This is a genomic window from Methanosalsum natronophilum, assembly GCF_024808815.1.
In the GTDB taxonomy this organism is placed as follows: Archaea; Halobacteriota; Methanosarcinia; order Methanosarcinales; family Methanosarcinaceae; genus Methanosalsum; species Methanosalsum natronophilum.
On the sequence record NZ_JANUCS010000003.1, the window covers coordinates 1 to 22629 of the forward strand.

The following is a 22629-nucleotide window of genomic DNA, read 5'->3' on the forward strand; positions in this document are numbered from 1 at the left end:
AAAAGAAGAAGCAAAGTAGTAGGTGCATTCCCAAATCAGGAAGCATTGATGAGATTGGGTGTTTCGATACTAATAGATATGAACGAAGAATGGTTAACAGGAAATAGATATTTAAACATGGATCTCTAACTAAAGTGTGGTACAGGAGAATTTACAGCAAAATAGTGACACAACCAGAATCACTTTATGGATATGCTAAAAAGTAAATATTTCGCTGAAAAATTCGCTGTTTACTTGAATATTCATCAAACTTTCTGTAAATAGTATAAATTAACTCATATACATTAGATTTCTTTAAAGGAGCGAAGTTTAGAAATTCAAGAAGAAGTTATAGATAATTGCATGGAGAATATTTCTAAAAGACCTTGAAGTTTAAGTTTGTCAGTAAAAACTGGAAAAGGCAAGTTTATCTAATTAGCCTGCACCAATACTTCTCCTAACAATAAAAAAAAAGATAATTTATTTAATAAAAAAACTATAGGACTTAGTCATCAAAAATAATTTCCAGGAATGAACCCTCTAACTTTTTTGGTATATTCATCCAAACATTCATTTTGAAATTCATCAGAATCATCGGTTAATGCTTTAAGTTCCAGTCTCAATTTTTCAAGATTAGTGCACTCAAACCGCGATAAGTTTAACTTATTTCTGGATCCTTCTATTAAAAGATTACAACATTTAAGAGCAGCTTTTTTTGTCCTCATATAAGTATCATCTGTATAGTTGGTAATTTCTTTACCAATTTCATAAGCATTATCATAAGATAAAATAAATCCTTGAGGGTCTCTATATCTATCTGATACCATCAAAATATCTCTTAGAATTTTATCATTTCCAGTCTCAATTGCTGCATTTAGCATACTGCAGTCGTATGCAAGGACCTCTCCCCAGCACTGGACTGACATCCCACCAAATTCACCATGGTATTCTACTGATTCATTTGACCACATATCACAACACTGCATCATTAAGTTACCCATTATGTCAGAGTGTGCACAGCTTGAACTTTTTCCACATTGAGAAACTGGCATGCCTGTGACTGCCTTTAGAATGACGTTCTCGTAACCACAATCTTTTCCAGGCCCTATAGCACCAGCTTCATTTGCTACTAAAGAACGTGAAGCTGATGCGCCCCTAATCACTGCAGCTGAAGTATGTGCTAAGTTTTTATCAAGAAGTCCACCAGCAAGAAACATAGCAGTGTTTGCTTGAGAACAAGCTGTATCTCCCGCTGGAACAGATTTGTATTTTTTAGCAATTTTTGTGATTTCCAACCATAAGTTTTCAACATCAATTGCCCCAAGACAGCCGATTGAATATAATATGCCTCTAAAGTCATTTTTCAAAATTGAATAATCAAACACTTCTTTACCGCCAATAGACTCAATCGATAATAGATCTGCTCCTTTAGAGGCTACACTATCAAAACACTCCATAAGAAGAGAAAAACGACCATCTTTTAAATCTAAATGGTTTTTTCTTTCTCTTATGTCAGCTATTGTATGTCTAAGCCCACACTTAATTCCATATTCATCATAAAACTCTTCCAAAATAGTTTTTTGTATATGAGCTATTTCAGATCCTAATTTAGCATTAATAGTCATATCTTGAACGTGTTCAGTTTCTAAAACCACAGAAGGTACTCCTAGCTGAATCATTCTATTCAATATATCATTTGTAATCCTGTCATATTCACTTATTAGTTTTTCAGGACTTTTAGATGCTTCAGGTCGTGGTGCGTAATTTATTTCAGGAATAGTAGAACCTGAACCAATTTCTAAATCAAAACCTGTTTTAATGGGTTTTTTACACCTACCAAAAACCATATCATCGGCACTATTATAAGCCATTCGTGTAAATTTTGTTTTAGTCATAATACTCAATCCTTCATTAGTGCCTATGAAATTTTTCTCTTAATTGAGTTATATTTAAACCTTTGAGAATAGATTCTGCAATTTTTGGCACGTCTGCAGCTTCTTCACCATATATGCCTAAATCAAAGTGAGATACAAAATCTTGTGTAACGGCACCACCTCCACATACAAATGGCACATCAATTCCTTCATGTTCAAGTTTTTCTTTAATTTGTCTAAAAGAATGCATTGTAGTAGTCATTAGTGCTGTACCACTCAAAAAAAGAGGCCTTTCTTTTTTTACTGCTTCAACAACATCGTCAACTGGAACATCCCGACCTAAATCTATGACTTGATAACCATTTGCTCTAAGGAGTATAGTAACTATAGTTTTTCCAATGTCATGAATATCTCCTTCTACTACAAAAGAGATCACTTTTCCTTTATTATATTCTAAGGGAATATTTGACATCTCTTTACAGTATTCAATTCCATCAATCATTGCATGAGCTGATATTATGACATCTGGGAGATAAATTATGCCTTCATCATAGAGGCGTGATACAATCTCCATCCCTTCCATAAGAGCTTCATTTATGAGGTAAAGTGGGTCAAGTCCATCATCCATTGCAATTTTCAAACATGAAATAACCTCATCTTCGTCGCCTTCAAAAATAGCTTTTGTAATTAATCGGATTTGGTTGTCAGTTGGATAAAGTTCTTCAGCTGCTTCGTCTGCAGTCATATTATCTTCAACTTTAACGTTATATCTTATTAGAATTTTATCAGGATTTATGTCTAACATAAAAATACATCCAAGTTCAATAAAATTAAGACTTAACCATCAACTTTCTATATGTTTAAAGTATATTTACTAGTTTGAGTTTAAACTAGTTAAATAGCTTGCGTAATGATATCAACAACTCAAAAATATTTTGAACTATTTTCTCTACATAAAGCAACAATTACATTTTTTTTGTTCCAAGTACACCTGCTAAATTTTGTTTCTTTATGTACTAATTCACCACTTTTTGTAATAAAAGGGGAATTGCAAGAAGAAATGGTACCTTTGATAACATCTGACAATAAGGTAGCAACCTCGATCTGCGAGTCATGGGAATGTAAAGAGACTAAGTTTGTACCGATGATACTTTCTCTTTCATATTCGAGCCTATCTGCAGCAATCTGGTTTAGATATAATATCTTTCCACTATAATCTATAATAAAAATGAGATCCTCTAAAGATTCAATTACATTGTGAACATCTTGTTGATAATTGTGAGTTTCTGCATCATCTTTAATTTTTTCTAAAATAACACCAATTCTTGTAGCAATGGCTTCAAGAGAGTCTCTAGAATTTTCTGAAATTTCGTACTTATCATAAGATGCTAAAAACATGATTGCACAAATATGCATGTTAGTGTATATAGGTATGATAGCAGTTGATGCTAAGGATTCTCTGTTTAAATTCTGTTCCCTTGTTATTGACAATAACTCGGAATGTAATTTATATATGGGCCATCCCGTCTTAAATAATCTTGAGGTCATTGAATTTTTATCATAGTGGGAAGTTTTTTCAATAAAATATTCTGATAGACCTTTATGAGTAATTAAATTTAAATCACCTGTTATTTCATCGACAATATAGATCATTCCACAGTCAACTTCATTAACTTGAAGTGCTAGGTCTAGTAATTGCTCAAAAGTTTCATGAAGATCATTTGATGGATGTAATAGGTAACCTAAATTAGAGTCAACATTCATAAAACTATGTGCTTGCTTCTTATCTGTTATGTCAACAATGACCCCTTGGAGAAGTTCAAGGTTACCATTTTGATCAGCTTGCATAAATGTTCTTTCATCGACCCACCTTACTTCTCCAGAACTAGTAATTATTCTATACTCTTGGGAAAATTCACTAAATCCATCTTCAAAACGGTTAGATAATCCAATCTGTACAGCTTCAAGATCATCTGGATGAATAATATCTCCAAAAAGGAGTTTGCCGGAAATAAAATCTTCTGGAGTATAACCAAACTTTTCAATATTATCAGATACAAATTCAACAGGCCAATTAGTTTCAGCTCTCCATAAAAAAACAATTGTAGGGCTGGTCTTGATTACATTTTGCAACATTTTTTGAACTTCTAGTGAATTAAGCAAATCGTTTTCTTTTCTTTTTTGTTCAGTTATGTCCCTTAAAGTAATCATTACAGCGGGCTTACCTTCATGATCAATCGCAGAAAAGCTTGCTTCAACTGGCACCTTAGTGTTATCTTTGTATAAAAGTTCCAGCTCATAGCTTCTTATTGGACTAGTATCTGTCTTTAAACATTTATTGTACCTTTTTAAGATCATTCTACTGTATTCAAGTGGAAAGACATCAAGAAATGGTGTACCAACAACTTCATCTACATTGCATCCTTTAATTTCGCAAAACTTAGAGTTAACAAACTTTAAGTATTCATCTTGAACAATTATAATTCCATCATTTCCTTTTTCTACAAGTGTTGAGTATTTTTTTTCAGATGCTTTTAAAGCACTTTCTGATAATTTATTATTAATTATTCTCCATGTATCTTGGATTATTAGAATCACGGTTTGTAGGTCAACTTTAGCATATGTTTGCTTTCTGCCCCAAAATTCGGAAAGCATAACAATTCTATCATCACAAAATATTGGGACAAAAACGGTATTTCCATAGGGCCTATTTTTTTTAGGGAACTTTAGTTTGATAATATTTGGAGATGTATCCGAACAATCTTTAATAATTGCTTCTTTTTGATAAATATGCTCATATATTCTGCTGACTTCACTTCCATTAAATATGGCTTCAAAAAAGCGCTTATCTTCTTCTTGGGCTGCGTCATAGCAATAAGCTTTAACTGTTGAATTAACTAAATCAATCAATGCAACGTAACCTTGTGAACTGTCAGTCAGTGCAGATACACTTTTAATTGCAAAATTTATAATTTCACGAACAGATTTGTTTGTCATTTGGTTTAGTTCTAACATAGACTCAGTTCTTATTTCATCTAGTTTAAGAGCATTCTCTGTTCTAACTTTATCAGTAATATCATGTAGGGAAATCATTGCAGCTTTTTTGTTTTCATGCTTAGTAGGTATAAAAGTAACTTCAACAGGAATCATTTCATCGCTTTTAGAGATGATGTCAACACTATAAACTCGGGCATCTTTTTGTTCATTGCTCAAACATTTTCGATATCTGTTGATAAACATTCTAAAATACTCAACTGAAATAAAATATAGTAATGGTTGTTCAAGAATGTCTTCTTCACTATAACCGGTTAAATAACAAAATTTAGAATTAGCAAATTTTAATTTTTCATCTTGAGCAATAATTATTGCATCACTACTACTTTCTAAAATTGATAAGTATTTGTTCTTGTAATCCTTTAGATCGCTTTCAATCTTTCTGAATTCAGTAATGTCTTCGAACTCAACTAATATCGGAGTTGAGTTACCTTTGAAAGTATCTATTCTTTTAGCACTAAATGCTATTTTTTTTATGTTGCTTCCATCATCTTGAATACTTATTGCACTGTATTTAATATCATTATTGTTGATTAAGAGAGCTGTTAATGCTTTCTCTAGATCCTTTAATTTTAATTTATTACTGTCAAGTTCAAATAGCGATTTATTAGATATATTTTTTGAGCATGTATTGAATAGATTGCAAAAGGAACTATTTGCAAATACTACTTCTAAAGTCCTATTAAGAATTAAGATAGGTTTTTCTATTATTTGAAGTACATTGGTAAAGTCACTCATATAACATTCATAATGAGTTATTCTTTTCGAATGTTTTTTTTTACGTGGGGTAAAAATCACTCTTATCCACTTATTAACGTGCTTAATTTTAACTTTTGCTATAAAATCAAGCTGTTCTTTTTCACTGCTATCTTTGAAAAAATTTAAGACTAAATTCTTATCATTCTCACAAAAAATATCTGTAAAATTGAAATTACTAGATGCTAAATCGGATTGCGAAATTCCGAATTGATTGATATTGTTAGATGCAAACTCGACTGTTAAAACCTTTTCTGTATTTAGGCATAAAAACACAGGTGATATTTCATCTATTGTTGTCATAAGCTTGTGATTAAAGTACATAAACTCGAGTTCACCTTAGATAATCAATTTAAAGATTAACATGACTTTTATTTGAAGATGGATTACAAGCTTTCGGTCAGAAATAATGTTAATGGTATCTGCTTCAAGCACGAAATCTTTATATATAATGAAGTTTTCGTAGTAAACATCGTTCACACCTGCAACGATACTTCCTTTCAATCCAATCTACTCAGAATATCGTTCTTATATAGGGTGTGAACATTTTCTTTTACTCATTTTTCAACGAACAAGAAGCTAATAATGCTTACAGTTATTATTTATGCTAATACCATAGAGTTGCCTTTAATTTTTGTTCCTTAAAGGGTAAAGACTCAGTTAAATTTTGTCTACTACTAATTAATTTTCAAATATTAATAGTCTTTAAAGAGATAAAAAGTGATTTTGCTAGATGCAAAATCATTGATAATATTCGTCTCGACCACTAACGAGTGCTTTAACATTTTCTAAAGGTGTATTAGGAGCAATTCCGCAACCAGGTGCGACAACATCGATACCTTCACTTAATGCCCTTGTAACATCGTCTTTAATTTTATCTGGAGTACCACTTAAAAGGGAAAAAGGACTTGATACATTACCTACCAATGAAACTCTATCACCAACAACATCCTTTGCGTCTCTTACACTAGCAACTTTCTCTTCGATACTTAGTGCCGTAAAATTACAGTCTGCCATCATATCCAAGATTGGAGTTACATTACCACATACATGTAACACAGTTACACTTTGAACATCCTCTGCAAACTTTGTAAGACGGGGCTTTAATCTTTCATTAAAGTCTTTTGGATTCATCAAGTCGGGGGAAGCTACTGGATCAGCAACACAGATAACATCGGCTCCATTTTCAACTAGGCCATTTGCGTATTTGACTGCTGCTTCGGTAGCAAAGTCAAGTAGTTTTTCAAATTCCTCCGGTTTTTTAATTGACCACTTCATGAACTTACTAACACTACAAAGATCCGATGCAAGCGTGATTGGGCCTTCCATCCCTGCAATAAGAGGTACACTTTCATCGACTTTTTCTTTTATTATGTTAGTGGCTTCAAAAACAGCAGGAATTCTTCCTGATTCTAATAGGTTCTCAGGTAAATCCTCACGATCTAAACCTTTTTTATATGGGTGGTCTGTAATTGAGGGTTGTCTATTCTTTGTTCCCATATTAACTTCACACCCTAAGGCTTCAGCCAAAACAGTAAGACAATATGGATACCTTACAGCTTCCAAGTTTCCGAATTCATGTGCTGCAATAGCCAACTCAGCCATTAATTTTGGGTCACTATGAGCTTCAGGCCATTCTGCATTCTTAATATCCATTAGTTCTACAATTGCAGTTTGTGTAACTGAAACTGCAGGTGCTTTATCTACGTCTTCTCCTTTAAGAGCTTTAATTAATCGTTCTTTATAATTCATGGTTCTCACCTAAAAATTTTGTACAGCAACTTGATTTATTCAATGTTAACGTTACTATACCTCAAGTGCAAAACTTCCTTGCTTTAACAATCAGCTTAATCCAATCTACATGTGTTTTTGTTTAGCAATAAAATAGATTAGTCTATAGTATATAAATATTATTTTTGAATAATTCATATATATAAAGATTTTTATAGATTAGACCTCGAAATTAAAGTGTTGTATAAGAAATTAGGACGGCATTAGACTTCGAATTCAATCAAAATCTTTAACAATTTTCAAATTCAATTAACTTTTATATTAAAAAAATCTTTATATATTATTAGAAGAAAAGAAAAATTTTGAAATAATATATATAAATATCGTTTCCATGAAACCTTATCAAGTAAAATAGCTGAAAACTAATTCAATTTTTATCTGTATAAGCTTCTAGAAACTATTTAAAAAATAAAAGTTGAAAAATCTACAAATCATAAAAAGTTATTCAATCTTACTAATGAATTTGACCTAAACTAATCTTCATTTTATTAAATTATAAATATATGCATGGTTATATGTTTGTATGTAGTATTTAGTTAAATTAATTAAGAAAAGTATTTTAAATGCTTTTACTTGCTCTAGGAGGATGTTTTTATGCATTGCGATGTTTGTAAAGCTGAAAGTGATAGTAGATATTGTTCAGATTGTGGAAAAATAATGAATGAGCTAATTAGACGCGTTGGAGAAACTAGGTGGGCATCAATTGATGATTGCTCTTTTATCTATCCAATGGTTAAAAGAGCCGGAAAAGGTGAACTTACAATAACTGATATAATAAATGAACTTGAAAAAGAAGATTGATTTTATTTGAATCGATATTAGTATGATTCTTTATGAGTTTAGTTGAAAAGGTTTGAATAATATAGGCTATTTTTAAAGTTCAGCATTTTTTATTTTTTTTAAGTCTACTTCATTTCAAAAAAAAATTAAATCAGAACTATGTAAAGTAAAATAAGTTTAATGAGCTTATTTTTTTGGTAAAATGATTAACTAATTGAGAAAGCATATTTTTATTTCTAAATTCACTAGTCTTAGTGGAAAATGTACAAAAACACATTTAAGGGCGTAACTCTTATACAAAATAAATTTTCCGATATTTTGTATATAATATTTAAATTAAAGAGTGCTACCATAACCTATATTATAAGTTTTTTACATAAGCATAACTTGTATTTAGATCAATAATTTAGAGGGATGAATGGTTTGTGAGGTATTTTATGAGTAATGATAGTAGAGATTTAATTATTGAAAGACTTGAGAGAAAACTTCTACAAAAAAATCAAGATATAGAAGATATGAAAAGTGAACTAAAACAATCTATAATTTCAGAATTACCTACGAATTCAAAAAACAATGATGTTTTTGATAGTCGACTGTCAGAGTTAGAACTAAAAGTAAAGAATCTGTCAACCAATTTGAATGGGGTTATGAATGAATTACTCGATCAGAAGTCGATGATTAACTCATTAAAAGACACGATTTCTAAAAGTAATATTGAAGAAAAAAAGAACAATTACATTAAATCGAATGAAAGTTGCTTCCAATCAGATTCATTCGATAATTTAAATCAAACTATGGGGAAATCTGAAGATATTAGTGGTGTTGATACTTCAATAGAAAAAAATAGTTATAATGAAGCTGATATATTAGATTCTAACTCTAGTTTTAAATCAAAAAATGCTAGATTTATCCATGATTTAGACTTTGATCGAGAAACAAATGACTTTCATATTAAGGATGAGGAAAAGCTAAATTCAGGAGAGTACATTGTAGCTGAAAGCTGTGATAATTCTGATCTAATAAACAACCAACCAAAAGAAAAAACTTCAACGAATTCCATGAATGAACCATCTGAATATATAATTGCAGATGACGATGCAAAACGTAAAAGAAAAAGTAATTTAGATTATGAAACCGTTGAAAATCGTGAAGGTGAAGATGCTGTTATAACTACAACTCGTAAAAGAACAAATGATTAATTTATTTTCTAAATGAGCTCAATAAATTAACTATAGTAGTGTTGATAGTACTTAGGCCGATATCTGAGGTATCTTGTGTATATAAAATCAATTGAATTCACTAATTTTAAATCATTTGGGAAGAAGGTAAAAATACCTTTTTTTGATGATTTTACAACAATATCTGGCCCTAACGGAAGTGGGAAATCTAATATAATTGACGGTATTCTATTTGTTCTAGGACTTTCTGGTTCTAGGACTTTAAGAGCTGAAAAATTAACTGATTTGATATATAATAATGGTCATGCGAAAAAAAAGCCAAATTACACGCAGGTATCTATTTACTTTGATAATAAAGATAGAGAATTGCCTTTAGATGCTGATACTATTGTTATTTCACGAAAAATAAAAGAAACTGAAAATGGTTACTATAGCTACTTTTACTTAAATGGTAAAGCAGCTAGTCTCTCAGATGTCCATAATGTTTTAGCAAAAGGGCGAGTTACTCCCGAGGGATATAATGTTGTTATGCAAGGAGACGTAACAAGAATTATAACAATGTCTCCAACTGAAAGGCGCAAAATAATAGATGAAATCGCTGGCGTCTCAGAATTTGATGCCAAAAAAGAAAGGGCATTAAATGAACTAGAAATCGTAAGAGAGCGAATTGAAAGAGTGGACATTATAATTTCAGAAGTCATAACTCAACTTGAAAAACTAAGAGGAGAAAGGGATCAGGCACTAAAATATAAAGGTTTAAAAGATGAAAAAATAAAGTATGAAGGGTATATTCTTTTATCAAAACTCAAAGATTCTAAAGAAGAATTGAATTCTATTAGCCTTGAACTTGAAAATAAAAAATTATCACAATCCAACTTGAAACAGTCAGTGGATAAATCATATGAGAATCTTCAAACCGCTGAGAAAGAGTTCAATGATTTAAATATGAATATAAGAAAGATGGGCGAGGATGAACAAATACAAGTAAAAAAGGAAATTGAAGAAATAAGAGGCGATATCTTTCGATTCAATAGTAGTATCGAGTTAAAGGAAGCTGAGATAAAAGAATTAGAAGAAAAGAAAAAAAATGCATTTATTGGAATTGATGAGTCTAAAACTGTACTTGTGGATATTGAATCTCAACTTAAGGATCAAGAAACTAGAAAAGATAGTTTGCATGACCAAATTAATGATCACAAAAATGAAAGGCAATTATTGATTAGCAAGATTTCAGAAATAGATTCTAGATATGCAAGCACAAAAGCTGAATTAAATAACATAAAAGATGAGTTAGAAGGCTTAAAAAACCGTAAAAGTGAACTCTTAAGAGAAGAAGATCGGCTACTAGATTCCTTACGAAGAAAATCTTCTGAGTTAAAGGAAATCGAGAACGAAATAGAAGAATCTAAACAAAAAGTCTACTCGGCAGATAGCGATAGAAAATCACTTGAATATGATATTGAAAAACTAAAAGAAAATATTGGATCTTTAGAAAAAGATATTGACGATCTTGAAAGTAATAGAGCTCAAGTAAAACAAGTACTTCATGAACTGGATGGTAAACTCCGTGACTATCAACAAAAATATGCTAAAGTTGAAGCTCGTGTTAAAGCAGCAGAAGATTCAGGAAACTATTCAAAAGCTGTAGATGTAATTTTAAAGGCAAGTAAAAGAAAGATTATACCAGGGATATATGGTACGATTGCAGAACTAGGAAAAGTTGATCAAGAACATTCTACAGCTTTAGAAGTAGCTGCAGGCGGGAGGATGCAATCAATTGTGGTAGACAATGATGATGATGCAGCTAACGCTATAGATTTTTTGAAGAACAAGAACTCAGGCAGAGCAACATTTTTACCTCTGAATAAAATGGAAAGAAGAAGACCTTATAAAGATTTATCCAACAAGGAAGGTGTTATAGGCTATGCTATTGATTTAATAGATTTTGATTTAAAATTTGAAGCTGCTTTTTGGTATGTTTTTAGAGATACATTAATAGTGGATACACTTGCTAACGCTAGGCGTTTGATGGGTGGGCTAAGAATGGTTACGTTAGATGGTGAAGCTATCGAGAAAAGTGGAGCAATGACCGGTGGCTCTGTAAAAAGATCCAGACTATCCTTCGCAGCTGCTGAAAAAGAAAAATTGATGAGTTTAGGTGAAAAAATAACGGAATACGAATCTAGAAGAGATAGTACATTGAAAAAACTAGATTCAGTAGAATCTCATATCTCTAATATAAAAAAAGAAATTAATAAATCTGAGAATGAAATTTCTAAAAAAGAGCTCCACCTTGAAGAAATAAGCAGCCGTGGTGAACGTTTAGATGAATTGATAAAATCTAGAAGTTCAAGCCTTGAACAAATAAAAATTGAACAGAATGACATACGAAATCATATGTCTCAAATAATAGGTGAAAAAGAAGAAGTTGAAGAAAAAATAACTTCATTGTCAAAAGAAGCTGAACTCATTGAAAGTAAATTAGCTGACTCTAGGATTCCAGAATTAAACAAAAAAGTCTCTAACATTGATGAAACTATAAAAAATCTTGGAGATAAATCATTTGAGGTTCAATCTCGAATAAACTCACTTGAACTTGATTATGAATACACAAAGAAAAAAATCAATGATAATAGGGAATACATAGGGGAAATAGAATCCAAAAAAGAAGATTATAAGAATCAAATCGCATCATACAAGGAAAAAATAGAACAAATGAACTTGCAACTATTATCTATGCAAAATAAAGAGAAAGAACTTTCAGAAAAGCTAGTAGAACTTAGAAATGAGCGAGATAAAAAAGAATCAGATTATAAAAAACTAAAAGAGAACTTTGAAAGCTTAAAATCTAATTTTGAGTCCATGAAGAGAGAAATAGATGGGTTAGAATCTACAAAAGAAGCTTTGAGAGATCAAATAGATGATTTGGTATCTGAAATAGATAGAAGGGATATTGAAATAGAATCGAAAGTTCCTAGTTATGAGACAGTTAAGACTAGAATATCTTCAATTGAAAGATCAATGGAAAAACTTGAACCGGTTAATATGAGAGCCATTGATGAATATGATAGTGTTGAACAAAGGTTAGAAGAACTTAAAGAGAAGCGAGATGTTCTTTTTAATGAAAGAGAAGGAATTATTTACCGAATTGATCAATACGAAGATTTAAAAAAATCTTCTTTTATGGAAGCATTTGATGGAATCAATGAACACTTCAAATTAATATTCAATGAATTGTCGGACGGTAGTGGAGAATTAGTTCTAGATAATTATGATGATCCGTTTAGTGGCGGACTAACCTTAAAAGCACAACCAAAAGATAAAAGCTTACAAAGACTTGAAGCAATGTCTGGGGGAGAAAAAAGTTTAACAGCCCTTGCTTTTGTATTTTCAATACAACAATATCGGCCTGCACCGTTTTATGCTTTTGATGAAATTGATATGTTTTTAGATGGTGCAAATGCAGAAAGAGTCGCCAAGAGAATTAAAAAATCAACAGAATATGCACAGTTCATAGTTGTTTCTTTAAGGAAGCCTATGATTGAGGCAGCTTCTAGGACTATAGGAGTTTCAATGCAAGATGATAATATTAGTAATATTACAGGTGTGAAAATACGTTGAACCCTAAAAATGAGTTGGTTTCAGAAAAAAACTTAGAGGAAAACTTTAATAAAATCTCTAGACTAAAATCAAGTATTTTAGAGGATTTAAATGCTTTTGGAATTGAAGAGCTAAAAGGGCAAGAATCTGAAAACTTAACTGGTGAACCAATTGAAATATTGGTTGAATTGGCTAAAAAAGAGCATATTAATCCATGGGATATTGATATTGTTGAAGTTACTGATAAATTTCTAGCGAAAATAGAAGAAATGGATTTAACGGATTTAAGGATCTCCGGTAGAACTCTGCTATATGCTTCAATTTTACTCCGAATGAAGTCCAACGCTTTTATGGATAACGATGAAGATGATTGTATTGATGATTTTGATGATTTTGATGATGAGCTAGGCTTCTATGATGTTGATGAATATCCTGTACCCGATTTACCACTCCGTAGAAATTCAAAAAGACCAGTTACACTAGAAGAACTTATAACAGAATTGCAAAAAGCTGAAAAAGTTGAGGTACGTAGAAAAGAGAGAAATAGGAATAAAAAACAATTTAATAGCTCAAAAGATAGTATTGAAGATGTACTAGGCATTGCTCATGAAGAAAGCATTTCGGAAATCAATGAGTCTGTTTATAAATCAGTAGAAACGAGTCTTAAAGATAGAGACTGTATATCTTTCAGTGAGTTCCTAGAAACGAGCTCTTTTAATAAAAAATCAGAGCAACTAATGACCTATATTTCACTCCTTTTTCTAGCCACTGATAAAAAAATAAAACTTTACCAAAGAGAATTTTTTGGAGAATTATATATTGTTAAAGACGATGCATCTTTGCCAGTTGAAGAGAATTGATAAATATGAATAAAAAAGAAATTATTGAAGCATCATTATTTGTTTCGGGCGAAGGTTTAGACTGCACTAGTATCTCTAAAAAATTAAATATATCAAAGGATGAAATCAAAGAATTAATTACTTCTTTAATTCAAGAATATGATCGAAGAGAAACTGGTTTAGAAATCATACAAATAAATACAGATAGGTTTGCTATGCAAGTTAAACCTAAATACTCAAAAATTGTCAGTAAAATTGCACCAGGTGAAATTAAACCACCAGTTCTTAGAACTTTATCAATGGTTGCTTACCATCAACCCATATCCCAGGCTGATTTAGTAGATATTAGAGGCAATTCTGTATACGATCATGTAAATGAACTGAAAAACCGGGGTTTTATAAATACAAACCCACATGGTCGCACAAAAATTCTTCAAACTACAGAACTTTTTGCGGACTATTTTGGTATAGAATCAAATGATATGACAACTATTAAAGAGAAAATCATAGAACTATCTCGTAATCAAAGTGGAAATCTTGGACTCGATAGATGGCTTGGGCGAAAAGTTATAGCTGTAACTCCAATGTATGAATCTTTAATGGATATGTGTGGAATATCTGAATATCGCGTGATTAATGCTTATAAACCAACATCTGATGAAATTGATTCTCTCTCAGATGTTTACAAATTATTGATTGCTGAAGGCTATAGTTCAAATGTAAGTAAGTATTATGATGGAGAAATAATTGAGGTTAAATCAACTACATTTGAAGATTTGATAAATAATATCAATTTGTTAAGTGATGTTTATGATTCTAATGTCGCAGAAACGTCAATAGAAAAAATCAAAGAAAAAAGAGAATATTATGTTTCCAAAGCCATGGTAATTGATAAAAAGGCTAATCCAAAAACGGATATGATATCGAGGATATTATCTGATCTTCACATCAGAATATCGTCAGATGGTGTCTGTATATTACCTGACTACAAATTGTCTATAGCTGAAAAAGATAATTCCAGTAATATAGGGATAGTGGTACCAACACATGGGCTAGATGAAGATTTATTTGAAAAGGTTTGCAAAAAGTATGAAACTATCATAGATGGCTTGAAGGAAACTAAGTCAGAATAAGGTGTTTAAATATATATTTATATAGTATAGTATAAATAAGGGTTATTTATATGAATAAATAGTTTAAATACTGAGGATAATTATTATGACAGGATATAATCTTAAAATAGAGAATGTTGTTGCATCTACTAAACTTGCAGAAAGTTTTGATTTAACAAAAATTGAGATTGAGTTTGAAGGTGCCGAATATAACAAACAAAAATTTCCAGGGTTAGTATATAGGGTATCTGATCCAAAGGCTGCTTTCCTTGTATTCACATCAGGAAAGGTAGTATGTACCGGCGCTAAAAATGTTAATGATGTGCATACAGTTATAAAAAACATGGCAAAAAAGCTAAACTCTATAGGCGTAGAAACGGTTCCCAACCCAGACATAACTGTTCAAAATATCGTTGCATCTGCAGATTTACACGCAGTTCTTAATCTAAATGCTATTGCAATTGGACTAGGTCTTGAAAATATAGAATATGAGCCAGAACAGTTTCCTGGACTAGTTTATAGGATTGATGAACCAAAAGTAGTAGTTTTAATATTTAGTTCAGGTAAGCTTGTAGTTACAGGTGGGAAATCACCTGAAGACTGTGAACAAGGGGTAGAAGTTGTTAGACAACAGTTAGATAGCATGGGACTGCTTTGAAATAATACGTGAGTATCTTGAACTATAAACTAAATTTTGATGTATGTGTGCTTTTACCTACACTAAATGAAGAGGCAACTATAGGTAAACTCATACAAGAGTTTAAAGAAGAAGGATTCAATAATATTGTTGTCATAGACGGCAATAGCACTGATAGGACAAGAGAGATAGCACTATCAGAAGGCTCAGAGGTCATTCTTCAAGAAGGTAAAGGCAAAGGTCAAGCGTTACAACAAGCTTTCCAGATAATTGATAATGAGTATATCATAATGGCTGATGGGGATGGTACTTATCTTCCATCGGATATTCACAATATATTATCTCCACTTGTTGAAGATGAAGCGGATCATGTAATAGGAAACAGGTTTGCAGACTACGAAAAAGGCGCCTTCACAAAATTGAACCTTATAGGCAATCGGCTGATAAACTGGCTTTTTGGCCTTGCATACGGTGAATGGCTAAGTGACATTCTTTCAGGCTATCGTGGATTCACAAAAGAGGCTATAAAGAGCTTTGACTTAAACAAGACCGGATTTGAAATTGAATCCGAAATAACAATTGAGAGTGTAAAAAAGGATTTTAGAATTGTAGAAGTTCCGATAACTTATTTGTCACGTGATTCCAGCGCTGCAACTAAGCTAAATCCTTTAAGGGATGGTTTTAAAATAGGGGCTACAATTTATAAGCTAGCAAAAGTCCATAACCCTATGTTTTATTTCGGGATAATCGGCTCTATTTTCCTATTTTGTGGCGTAATAGCTGGCTTTTTTGTTATAACTGAGTGGCTAAGAGGAGTTACTAGAGAACTTATGACAATTTTGACAGCCATTTTAATCCTGTCCGGTTTTCAATTTTTGATTTTTGGTTTTATTAGTGATTTAATTGTTTCACTTCACAAAGATACCGTAAGGTCTGTTAGAAAAATGATTAAAGAAAAGTAATGAATGAAAGCTAATTTTACTCCTAGACAAGAAAAAATGTGGTACTAAAGGACTTTATAGCAAGTTAACTTGATATATAGTCAAATCTATTTTTTAAAAAGAATTATATAATATTCTTCCTTTTTGAGTAAATGAGATTAAATTATAAACTTTATAGAGGTACATTATATGAGCATAGTTAATGAAGCAAAAAATGGTAAAATAACTGAAGCAATGAAAGTTGTGGCAGAGAATGAAAATGTTGAACCTGAGTTTGTACGTCGAGGAGTAGCTTCTGGGCGCATTGTAATTCCAACTTCTCCATATAGGGATGTTAAATTCTGTGGTATTGGGCAAGGCTTAAGGACTAAGGTTAATGCTTCAATTGGAACATCCTCAGATATTGCTGATGTCAGTTTAGAAGTAGAAAAAGCAAAAGCAGCTGAACAAGCAGGTGCAGATACTCTGATGGAGCTAAGTACAGGTGGTGACTTTTTAGATATAAGGAAAAAGGTAGTTGATAGCATTTCTTTATCTGTTGGGTCCGTACCATTATATCAAGCTTTTATTGAAGCCACAAGAAAACACGGTTCTATAGTAGATATGACTGAAGATGATTTGTTCAAAGCCACTGAAGATCAAGCAAAGCTAGGAACTAACTTCATGGCGATACATACAGGAATAAATCAAGTGACTTTAGATAGGCTTAAAGCACATGGTCGTTACGGTGGTCTATGCTCACGTGGTGGAGCATTTATGAGTACATGGATGCTTTACAATGAAAAAGAGAATCCTCTGTACAGCCAATTTGATTACCTAGTTGAAATCTTAAAAGAACATGAAGTGGTGCTTTCAATGGGTAACGGAATGCGTGCTGGAGCTGTACACGATGCTACTGACAGAGCACAAATTCAAGAACTGATAATAAATGCAGAATTAGCTGATAAGGCTCATGAACAAGGTTTACAAGTAATTGTTGAGGGTCCTGGTCATGTTCCTATTGATATGATTGAAACAAATGTAAAACTAATGAAAGCTATGAGCAATAATAAACCATTTTACATGCTAGGTCCACTAGTTACTGATGTGGCCCCTGGAAGGGATCATATAGTTACAGCTATAGGTGCATCGATTTCTAGTTCAGTTGGATGTGACTTTTTGTGCTATGTAACTCCTGCTGAACACCTTGCGCTTCCAAACGTTGAAGATGTAATTACTGGAGTGCAAACATCAAAAATTGCAGCACATGTAGGAGATATGGTTAGACTTGGAAATATGGATCAAGACCTTGCAATGTCAAGGGCACGTGCTAGCCTTAAATGGGAAGAGATGTATAAACATGCATTGGATCCAGAATATGCCCGTAAGATAAGGGATAGCCGTGCACCAGCAGATGAAGACTCATGTACTATGTGTGGAGATTTCTGTGCACTTAAAATTGTAAATGAGAGCTATGATTTAGCTAAATAATCTATAACTCTTTATTTTTTTCTATTTTGTCACATCCATTCATAGTTTTTGATGACTTCGGGTTTGAAATTATAAAGAAGACTGTTTTCTACATACCCAAAAAAGAGACATCCACTACAATTAGATGTGACATCATTTCTAATAGCTTTACTATTATTCCATATGTGTTCTAAGCTAGAACTGATATCTCCTAATTTGGTTTTTTTTAAGCGACAATGTTCAACTGTTCCATTTGAAGTAACGTTCAGTATGATATCTGATGCGTGACATTTATAATCTGTGCTCATGTTTTTTACTAATTCAAGATATGTTATTGAGTTAATGATAGGATAACCCTTTTTTTTCATCAATATAAGTTTATCTATAACCCTTTGATATTTATTGTTTTTTTTAATATCTAAAGTGCTCCAATCAGTTGAATCGATTGATTCAATTTTATGTATTGGCTCAAAGGATATTTTCATACCTAAATCTTTAGCTAATTTCACCAAATCTTCAACATCTTCAAGATTTTTCTTGCTAAGAACACAGTTAATTAGTATTTCTTTATTGAGTTTATCCCTAGCTTTAATAATTCCTGGGAGTAAGGTATTAAAACGTATACCTCTAATTTCTTCAAGGGACTTGATACTATCCAAAGAAATAGATAAATAATCTAAATGATCTAATTCATCAATTCTATTTTCAAGAAGCAGTCCATTAGTTATTAAAGAGGTAGTCATTCCAAGTTTATGAGCGTGTTCTAATATATCGGGTAAGTCTTTTCTAAGTAGAGGTTCAGTTGCCCAAACATTATAAAAAAGAATTCCAAAAGACTTAGCTTGTTCTAATAGATAGAAAATTTCATCAGTATCGAGCTCATCCCTTTCATATCTCCAGTAGTCACAAAAACTACATTTGAGGTTACAACGCGAATTGATTTCATGGGATAAGACCACAGGTCTTTTTTTTAGATGAAGTTGATATAATGCACGTAATTCAGTTAGATATGATGACATCAACACTATATTAAATAGACATCAATTTAAGTTTATACATTGTGAATAAATTTCTAAAAAAAAAGGTTCCTCGAGATATACGAGGAACAGATTATCCAAAAAGAGCACCTAGTCCTGCCATACCACTTTCTTCAGACTCGTCTTCTTCTTCCTCTTCTTCAGCAGCTTCTTCAGCAGCCTCTTCAGTTGGCTCTGAACTGCTTGACGCAGAAGCAGCTGGAGCAGCAAAAGCAGCAGATGCAATCGCTTCTTCAATATCCACATCTTCAAGTGCTGCAATCAAGGCTTTTACTCTTGATTCGTTAACTTCGACCCCAGCTGATTCTAATACTGAGTTAATTCCTTCTTCTGTTATTTCTTTTCCTGCACTGTGCATCAAAAGTGCTGCATATATATATTCCATTACTAATCACCTACGCTATTAATTTTTTGTTAATTATAAATTTTCAGTTATCCAAAGAGAGATCCTAGTCCTGCCATACCACTATCTTCAGACTCGTCTTCCTCTTCTTCTTTCTTTTCTTCAGTGTCAATTACTTCATCTGTGCTCTTCTGATCATTAGAACTTTCAGCAGATTCTTTCCTAGCCCCAACAATTTCATTCAAATCATCATCTAGCGCACTTTCATCTTTTGCTGAAGCGGCTGTAGCAAGACTAACCATTTGTGAATGTGCCTTGCTAATCAATTTGTCCATCATATCCGGCTCAAGAATCTCTGCACTTAAACCAAGACTCTGTGATTTAATAAATGCAGTTGAAAGCAAGATATTGATGTTGGCTTTTGTTGGGTAACTTGCATTGACTGAAAGGTTAAATGCTCTTTGGAAAGCAACTGAGATATCATTGAAATATTTGTTTTCATCTATTTCTAATACATCAGGAGTAAATATGAATCCACTTTCATAAACTGCCCTTAAGTCCATTCCAACTTCTAATGGATGGATTTCAAGTCTAGCTAACATAGCTGCAAGCTTTGAAGATACTACTTCACCTTCTTTTGCAACTACCTTATTTTCTTTAATAACAACTTTACCTTGTTCAATAGCAGCCGGTATTCCTACACTTTGAAGGTCTCCCAATATAGGGCCAGGTGGAAAACTAGTTGGACCTTTTTCTACCATTATGTCTTTAGGAGCGACAGTTCCAGCTTTAATTGGAGATGGTGTTTTGCTTTGTTCAAGAATCTTGTATAACTTGAATGGATTTTCTTCAGTAAAAATAAGTGCAGTTTGAAGTTCTACAAAATCGTTCATTTTTTGTATATCTTCATTTGCTTCATCTAGAGCTCTGTTTATCAATGTATTTCTAGATACACGAAGTACTGCAGTATCCTTCAATTCCCTTCTCATTATCTGGAACTGTTTTGCAGGAATGCCTCCAATACCAGCTATTGCAAATAGTGGATAGGTGTTTATGAGATCTTTTATGGATTTTATCTCATCTTTTTTCCACTGAGGGATATGCTCAGTGTGATGCAATGTTTCTTCCATCATACCACCCTCACGGATGAACCCATTGTGGTTGTAATATAAACCGACTTTAGGTTGTGTTTTCCTTTCTCGAGAGCATTTTCAATTCTATACAAAACTGTTTCAACATTTTCAGCAACTTTATTAGGATCAAGATTTCTTATTCCAACAGAAACATGGAAAGTTTGCTTATCTTTAGACCTAACTCTTATTGAGTTTTTTAGACTGTTAATCATGCTAATAATATCTTTGTCACCAGTAAGAGGAGTTGGCATTTTCCCCCTTGGACCAAGCACTGTACCAAGGGCTTTACCAATCATGGGCATATATTGCGCTTCTGCAATAAAAAAACTACATTCATTTGCAAGAGCCCTTGCCCTTGATTTGTCCGTAGCTAATTCATTAATGTCCTCTTCTGAAAAAATATAATCTGCCCCTGAATTTTTAGCTTTTAGTGCAACGTCTCCTTTTGCAAAGACTGCAACCTTTCTTTCCTTACCAAGACCATGAGGAAGAATTATTTCTTCATCAATTCTATTCTTGGGTTGACTTAAATCCAGGTTTTTTAGATTAATGGCCAGATCAACACTTTCCTCAAAGTTTCTACTTTTAGAATCCTCAAGCAATTTGTTAACAGCTTCTACTATATTATTATCAACCATTTTGTACCTCCCGTAGTTGTGTGAACCATTCACAGCGGCTTCAGCCTACTACGGTATATTTTGGAGTATATTATCTCCATGTAAGCAGTTCAATAGTATATCTATTGGGTTTAAAGTTATCGGTTAGACTAACCTATTTACCATTCCTCAGCTTCTAGTCTACTATCAAAGTCTCCAGAATCAATCGCCTTTTGGCAATCTTTAGGGGAAACTCCTTCTACTGTAATTCCTAATGGTACACAGCTACCAATTATTTCTTTGGTTGCCGCTTTGAAGTTATATGAAAGGATATCACCTTTTTTCATACGAGCAACTTTTGCAATCTGTTCAATTTTCAAATCACCTATGATCTCGGTACCAGGCTCAGATGCACCTTTTTCTACACCTACCTCTTTCATTAGCAAGGCAGAAGTTGGTGGAGTTCCTACCTCAATCTCAAAGTTCTTTTTATCATCAACAATTACTTTGACAGGAACTTGCATACCATTATAATCTTTTGTTTTATCGTTAATTTGATCGACTACATCCTTAATGTTAACACCTAGTGGCCCGAGTGCAGGTCCTAGAGGAGGACCAGGGTTTGCTTTACCACCAGCAACTAATGCTTCTACTACATTTGACATTTAAAATCACCATTTTTAATTAATAGTTAGGCTTGCTCTTCTTTTTTTAGAACTCTTACAGTATCTCCTCTTATTGTTATAGGAATTGGAACAACTGCATCAAATAGCTCTACTGTTATTTCTTCATGTCCTTCATCTACTCTTTTAACACGTGCTTTTTCACCTTTAAATGGACCTGAAGTGATTTCTATAATTGCTCCTTCAGTAATTCCAGTTACGGTTGGTTTAGGTGTGAGGAAATGCATTATTTCATCTAGGCTGGATTCTCCCTTTACAAGGGACCTAGCATGAGGTACTGTTTGTATTGCTTGCTCAACAGTACTAACGTTCGGTGCCTCTATTAGTACATAACCTTTTAATTCGTCAGGAGCAAGTATGGATCGTATATCAAGACGATCTTTTCTTGCGATTTGAGTTAGCATTATAGCTACAGATTTCTCCTGGTTAGCTGTAGTTTTAACAACATATATCACAGAATCCCCATTTTCACTCATTTAATCACACCAATCTTGGGACTTCTGTTAAAAGTAGATATATAATAAATCCAACGGTGCCTATAACCAAAATACCAATAGCTGCTATCTTGGAAATCATTAGAAATTCCTCTCTAGAAGGTTTTTTAGTCAATTTAAGGACTCTGAGATAAGATTTAATGCTTTGAAGAACACCTTTTTTTGATTTATCAGATTGAAATGTACCGTTTCCCAATGTTTTCACAACCAGTCTAGTTAGTTATTAAATAATAAGAGCTCTATTTATCCACAAGTCAAATTCTAGTGGGTATAATAGAGGCAACTAAAACACTTTATCTATAAAATACTTTTCCGTTGAGTTTGTATAATTTCTTTTCAACAAATAAAATAAG

20 protein-coding genes are annotated in these 22629 nt (G+C 32.5%); 9 read left to right on the forward strand and 11 right to left on the reverse strand.

The genetic code is table 11. From position 1 onward, the window contains the following. The coding region (locus J2T59_RS02380; protein WP_259133870.1) for a transposase at positions 1-129 on the forward strand (129 nt) is incomplete at its 5' end. 362 nt (positions 130-491) lie between these two features. Here the strand turns inward: J2T59_RS02380 and mtaB are convergent. The 4 genes from mtaB to mtaA form a co-directional block, all read right to left on the reverse strand. Further along, the gene (gene mtaB / locus J2T59_RS02385) at positions 492-1874 is read right to left on the reverse strand and encodes a methanol--corrinoid protein co-methyltransferase MtaB (RefSeq protein ID WP_259133587.1); all 1383 of its coding nucleotides are present in this window, start codon (positions 1872-1874) and stop codon (positions 492-494) included. Positions 1875-1890: 16 nt separating this feature from the next. After that, positions 1891-2658 (reverse strand): methanol--corrinoid protein MtaC, encoded by a 768-nt coding sequence (gene mtaC / locus J2T59_RS02390; RefSeq protein ID WP_259133589.1) that lies wholly within the window; start codon positions 2656-2658, stop codon positions 1891-1893. Between the two features lie 119 nt (positions 2659-2777). After that, on the reverse strand, positions 2778-5987 hold the full coding sequence (locus tag J2T59_RS02395; RefSeq protein WP_259133591.1) for a PAS domain S-box protein: 3210 nt from the start codon (positions 5985-5987) through the stop codon (positions 2778-2780). A 417-nt stretch (positions 5988-6404) separates the two neighbouring features. After that, positions 6405-7415, reverse strand: coding sequence for a methylcobamide:CoM methyltransferase MtaA (gene mtaA / locus J2T59_RS02400; protein ID WP_259133593.1), 1011 nt, complete (start codon positions 7413-7415; stop codon positions 6405-6407). Between the two features lie 633 nt (positions 7416-8048). Here mtaA and J2T59_RS02405 point away from each other — a divergent pair. From J2T59_RS02405 to thiC, 8 genes are all read left to right on the forward strand, one after another. Further along, positions 8049-8255: a hypothetical protein gene (locus J2T59_RS02405; protein WP_259133595.1), complete on the forward strand. Its 207-nt coding sequence runs from the start codon at positions 8049-8051 to the stop codon at positions 8253-8255. Positions 8256-8671: 416 nt separating this feature from the next. After that, positions 8672-9433 carry a hypothetical protein gene (locus J2T59_RS02410; protein ID WP_259133597.1) on the forward strand — a complete coding sequence of 254 codons (762 nt, stop codon included), beginning with the start codon at positions 8672-8674 and terminating at the stop codon, positions 9431-9433. A 75-nt stretch (positions 9434-9508) separates the two neighbouring features. Then, positions 9509-13033, forward strand: coding sequence for a chromosome segregation protein SMC (gene smc / locus J2T59_RS02415; RefSeq protein ID WP_259133599.1), 3525 nt, complete (start codon positions 9509-9511; stop codon positions 13031-13033). Next, a complete protein-coding gene (locus J2T59_RS02420; RefSeq protein WP_259133601.1) occupies positions 13030-13872 on the forward strand; it encodes a segregation/condensation protein A in 843 nt (280 codons plus the stop codon). Before smc ends, J2T59_RS02420 begins: the two co-directional genes overlap by 4 nt. Before the next feature lie 5 nt (positions 13873-13877). Then, positions 13878-14984, forward strand: a complete 1107-nt coding sequence (gene scpB / locus J2T59_RS02425) for an SMC-Scp complex subunit ScpB (RefSeq protein ID WP_259133603.1) — start codon at positions 13878-13880, stop codon at positions 14982-14984. An 85-nt stretch (positions 14985-15069) separates the two neighbouring features. After that, positions 15070-15621, forward strand: a complete 552-nt coding sequence (locus J2T59_RS02430; RefSeq protein ID WP_259133605.1) for a TATA-box-binding protein — start codon at positions 15070-15072, stop codon at positions 15619-15621. Positions 15622-15638: 17 nt separating this feature from the next. Next, on the forward strand, positions 15639-16562 hold the full coding sequence (gene aglJ / locus J2T59_RS02435) for an S-layer glycoprotein N-glycosyltransferase AglJ (protein ID WP_259133607.1): 924 nt from the start codon (positions 15639-15641) through the stop codon (positions 16560-16562). Positions 16563-16730: 168 nt separating this feature from the next. After that, positions 16731-18011, forward strand: a complete 1281-nt coding sequence (gene thiC / locus J2T59_RS02440; RefSeq protein WP_259133609.1) for a phosphomethylpyrimidine synthase ThiC — start codon at positions 16731-16733, stop codon at positions 18009-18011. Positions 18012-18040: 29 nt separating this feature from the next. On the opposite strand, the gene J2T59_RS02445 is transcribed toward thiC, so the two are convergent. From J2T59_RS02445 to J2T59_RS02475, 7 genes are all read right to left on the reverse strand, one after another. Then, positions 18041-19009: a radical SAM protein gene (locus J2T59_RS02445; protein WP_259133611.1), complete on the reverse strand. Its 969-nt coding sequence runs from the start codon at positions 19007-19009 to the stop codon at positions 18041-18043. A gap of 91 nt (positions 19010-19100) precedes the next feature. Beyond that, on the reverse strand, positions 19101-19412 hold the full coding sequence (rpl12p, locus tag J2T59_RS02450; RefSeq protein WP_259133612.1) for a 50S ribosomal protein P1: 312 nt from the start codon (positions 19410-19412) through the stop codon (positions 19101-19103). A gap of 47 nt (positions 19413-19459) precedes the next feature. Then, positions 19460-20500, reverse strand: a complete 1041-nt coding sequence (locus J2T59_RS02455) for a 50S ribosomal protein L10 (protein ID WP_259133873.1) — start codon at positions 20498-20500, stop codon at positions 19460-19462. After that, the gene (locus J2T59_RS02460; protein WP_259133613.1) at positions 20500-21141 is read right to left on the reverse strand and encodes a 50S ribosomal protein L1; all 642 of its coding nucleotides are present in this window, start codon (positions 21139-21141) and stop codon (positions 20500-20502) included. The genes J2T59_RS02455 and J2T59_RS02460 overlap by 1 nt, the downstream gene beginning before the upstream one ends. 137 nt (positions 21142-21278) lie before the next feature. Beyond that, complete coding sequence (locus tag J2T59_RS02465; RefSeq protein WP_259133614.1) at positions 21279-21764, reverse strand: 50S ribosomal protein L11; 486 nt, start codon at positions 21762-21764, stop codon at positions 21279-21281. A gap of 26 nt (positions 21765-21790) precedes the next feature. Further along, a complete protein-coding gene (locus J2T59_RS02470; RefSeq protein ID WP_259133616.1) occupies positions 21791-22258 on the reverse strand; it encodes a transcription elongation factor Spt5 in 468 nt (155 codons plus the stop codon). Between the two features lie 4 nt (positions 22259-22262). Beyond that, positions 22263-22472: a protein translocase SEC61 complex subunit gamma gene (locus J2T59_RS02475; protein ID WP_259133618.1), complete on the reverse strand. Its 210-nt coding sequence runs from the start codon at positions 22470-22472 to the stop codon at positions 22263-22265. Between the last annotated feature and the right edge of the window lie 157 nt (positions 22473-22629).

Bases quoted from the DNA above. Each gene is read 5' to 3' on its own strand.
- mtaB (WP_259133587.1), bottom strand. From the start codon at position 1,874: ATGACTAAAACAAAATTTACACGAATGGCTTATAATAGTGCCGATGAT.
- mtaC (WP_259133589.1), bottom strand. From the start codon at position 2,658: ATGTTAGACATAAATCCTGATAAAATTCTAATAAGATATAACGTTAAA.
- J2T59_RS02395 (WP_259133591.1), bottom strand. From the start codon at position 5,987: ATGTACTTTAATCACAAGCTTATGACAACAATAGATGAAATATCACCT.
- mtaA (WP_259133593.1), bottom strand. From the start codon at position 7,415: ATGAATTATAAAGAACGATTAATTAAAGCTCTTAAAGGAGAAGACGTA.
- J2T59_RS02405 (WP_259133595.1), top strand. From the start codon at position 8,049: ATGCATTGCGATGTTTGTAAAGCTGAAAGTGATAGTAGATATTGTTCA.
- J2T59_RS02410 (WP_259133597.1), top strand. From the start codon at position 8,672: ATGAGTAATGATAGTAGAGATTTAATTATTGAAAGACTTGAGAGAAAA.
- scpB (WP_259133603.1), top strand. From the start codon at position 13,878: ATGAATAAAAAAGAAATTATTGAAGCATCATTATTTGTTTCGGGCGAA.
- J2T59_RS02430 (WP_259133605.1), top strand. From the start codon at position 15,070: ATGACAGGATATAATCTTAAAATAGAGAATGTTGTTGCATCTACTAAA.
- thiC (WP_259133609.1), top strand. From the start codon at position 16,731: ATGAGCATAGTTAATGAAGCAAAAAATGGTAAAATAACTGAAGCAATG.
- J2T59_RS02445 (WP_259133611.1), bottom strand. From the start codon at position 19,009: ATGTCATCATATCTAACTGAATTACGTGCATTATATCAACTTCATCTA.
- rpl12p (WP_259133612.1), bottom strand. From the start codon at position 19,412: ATGGAATATATATATGCAGCACTTTTGATGCACAGTGCAGGAAAAGAA.
- J2T59_RS02455 (WP_259133873.1), bottom strand. From the start codon at position 20,500: ATGGAAGAAACATTGCATCACACTGAGCATATCCCTCAGTGGAAAAAA.
- J2T59_RS02460 (WP_259133613.1), bottom strand. From the start codon at position 21,141: ATGGTTGATAATAATATAGTAGAAGCTGTTAACAAATTGCTTGAGGAT.
- J2T59_RS02465 (WP_259133614.1), bottom strand. From the start codon at position 21,764: ATGTCAAATGTAGTAGAAGCATTAGTTGCTGGTGGTAAAGCAAACCCT.
- J2T59_RS02470 (WP_259133616.1), bottom strand. From the start codon at position 22,258: ATGAGTGAAAATGGGGATTCTGTGATATATGTTGTTAAAACTACAGCT.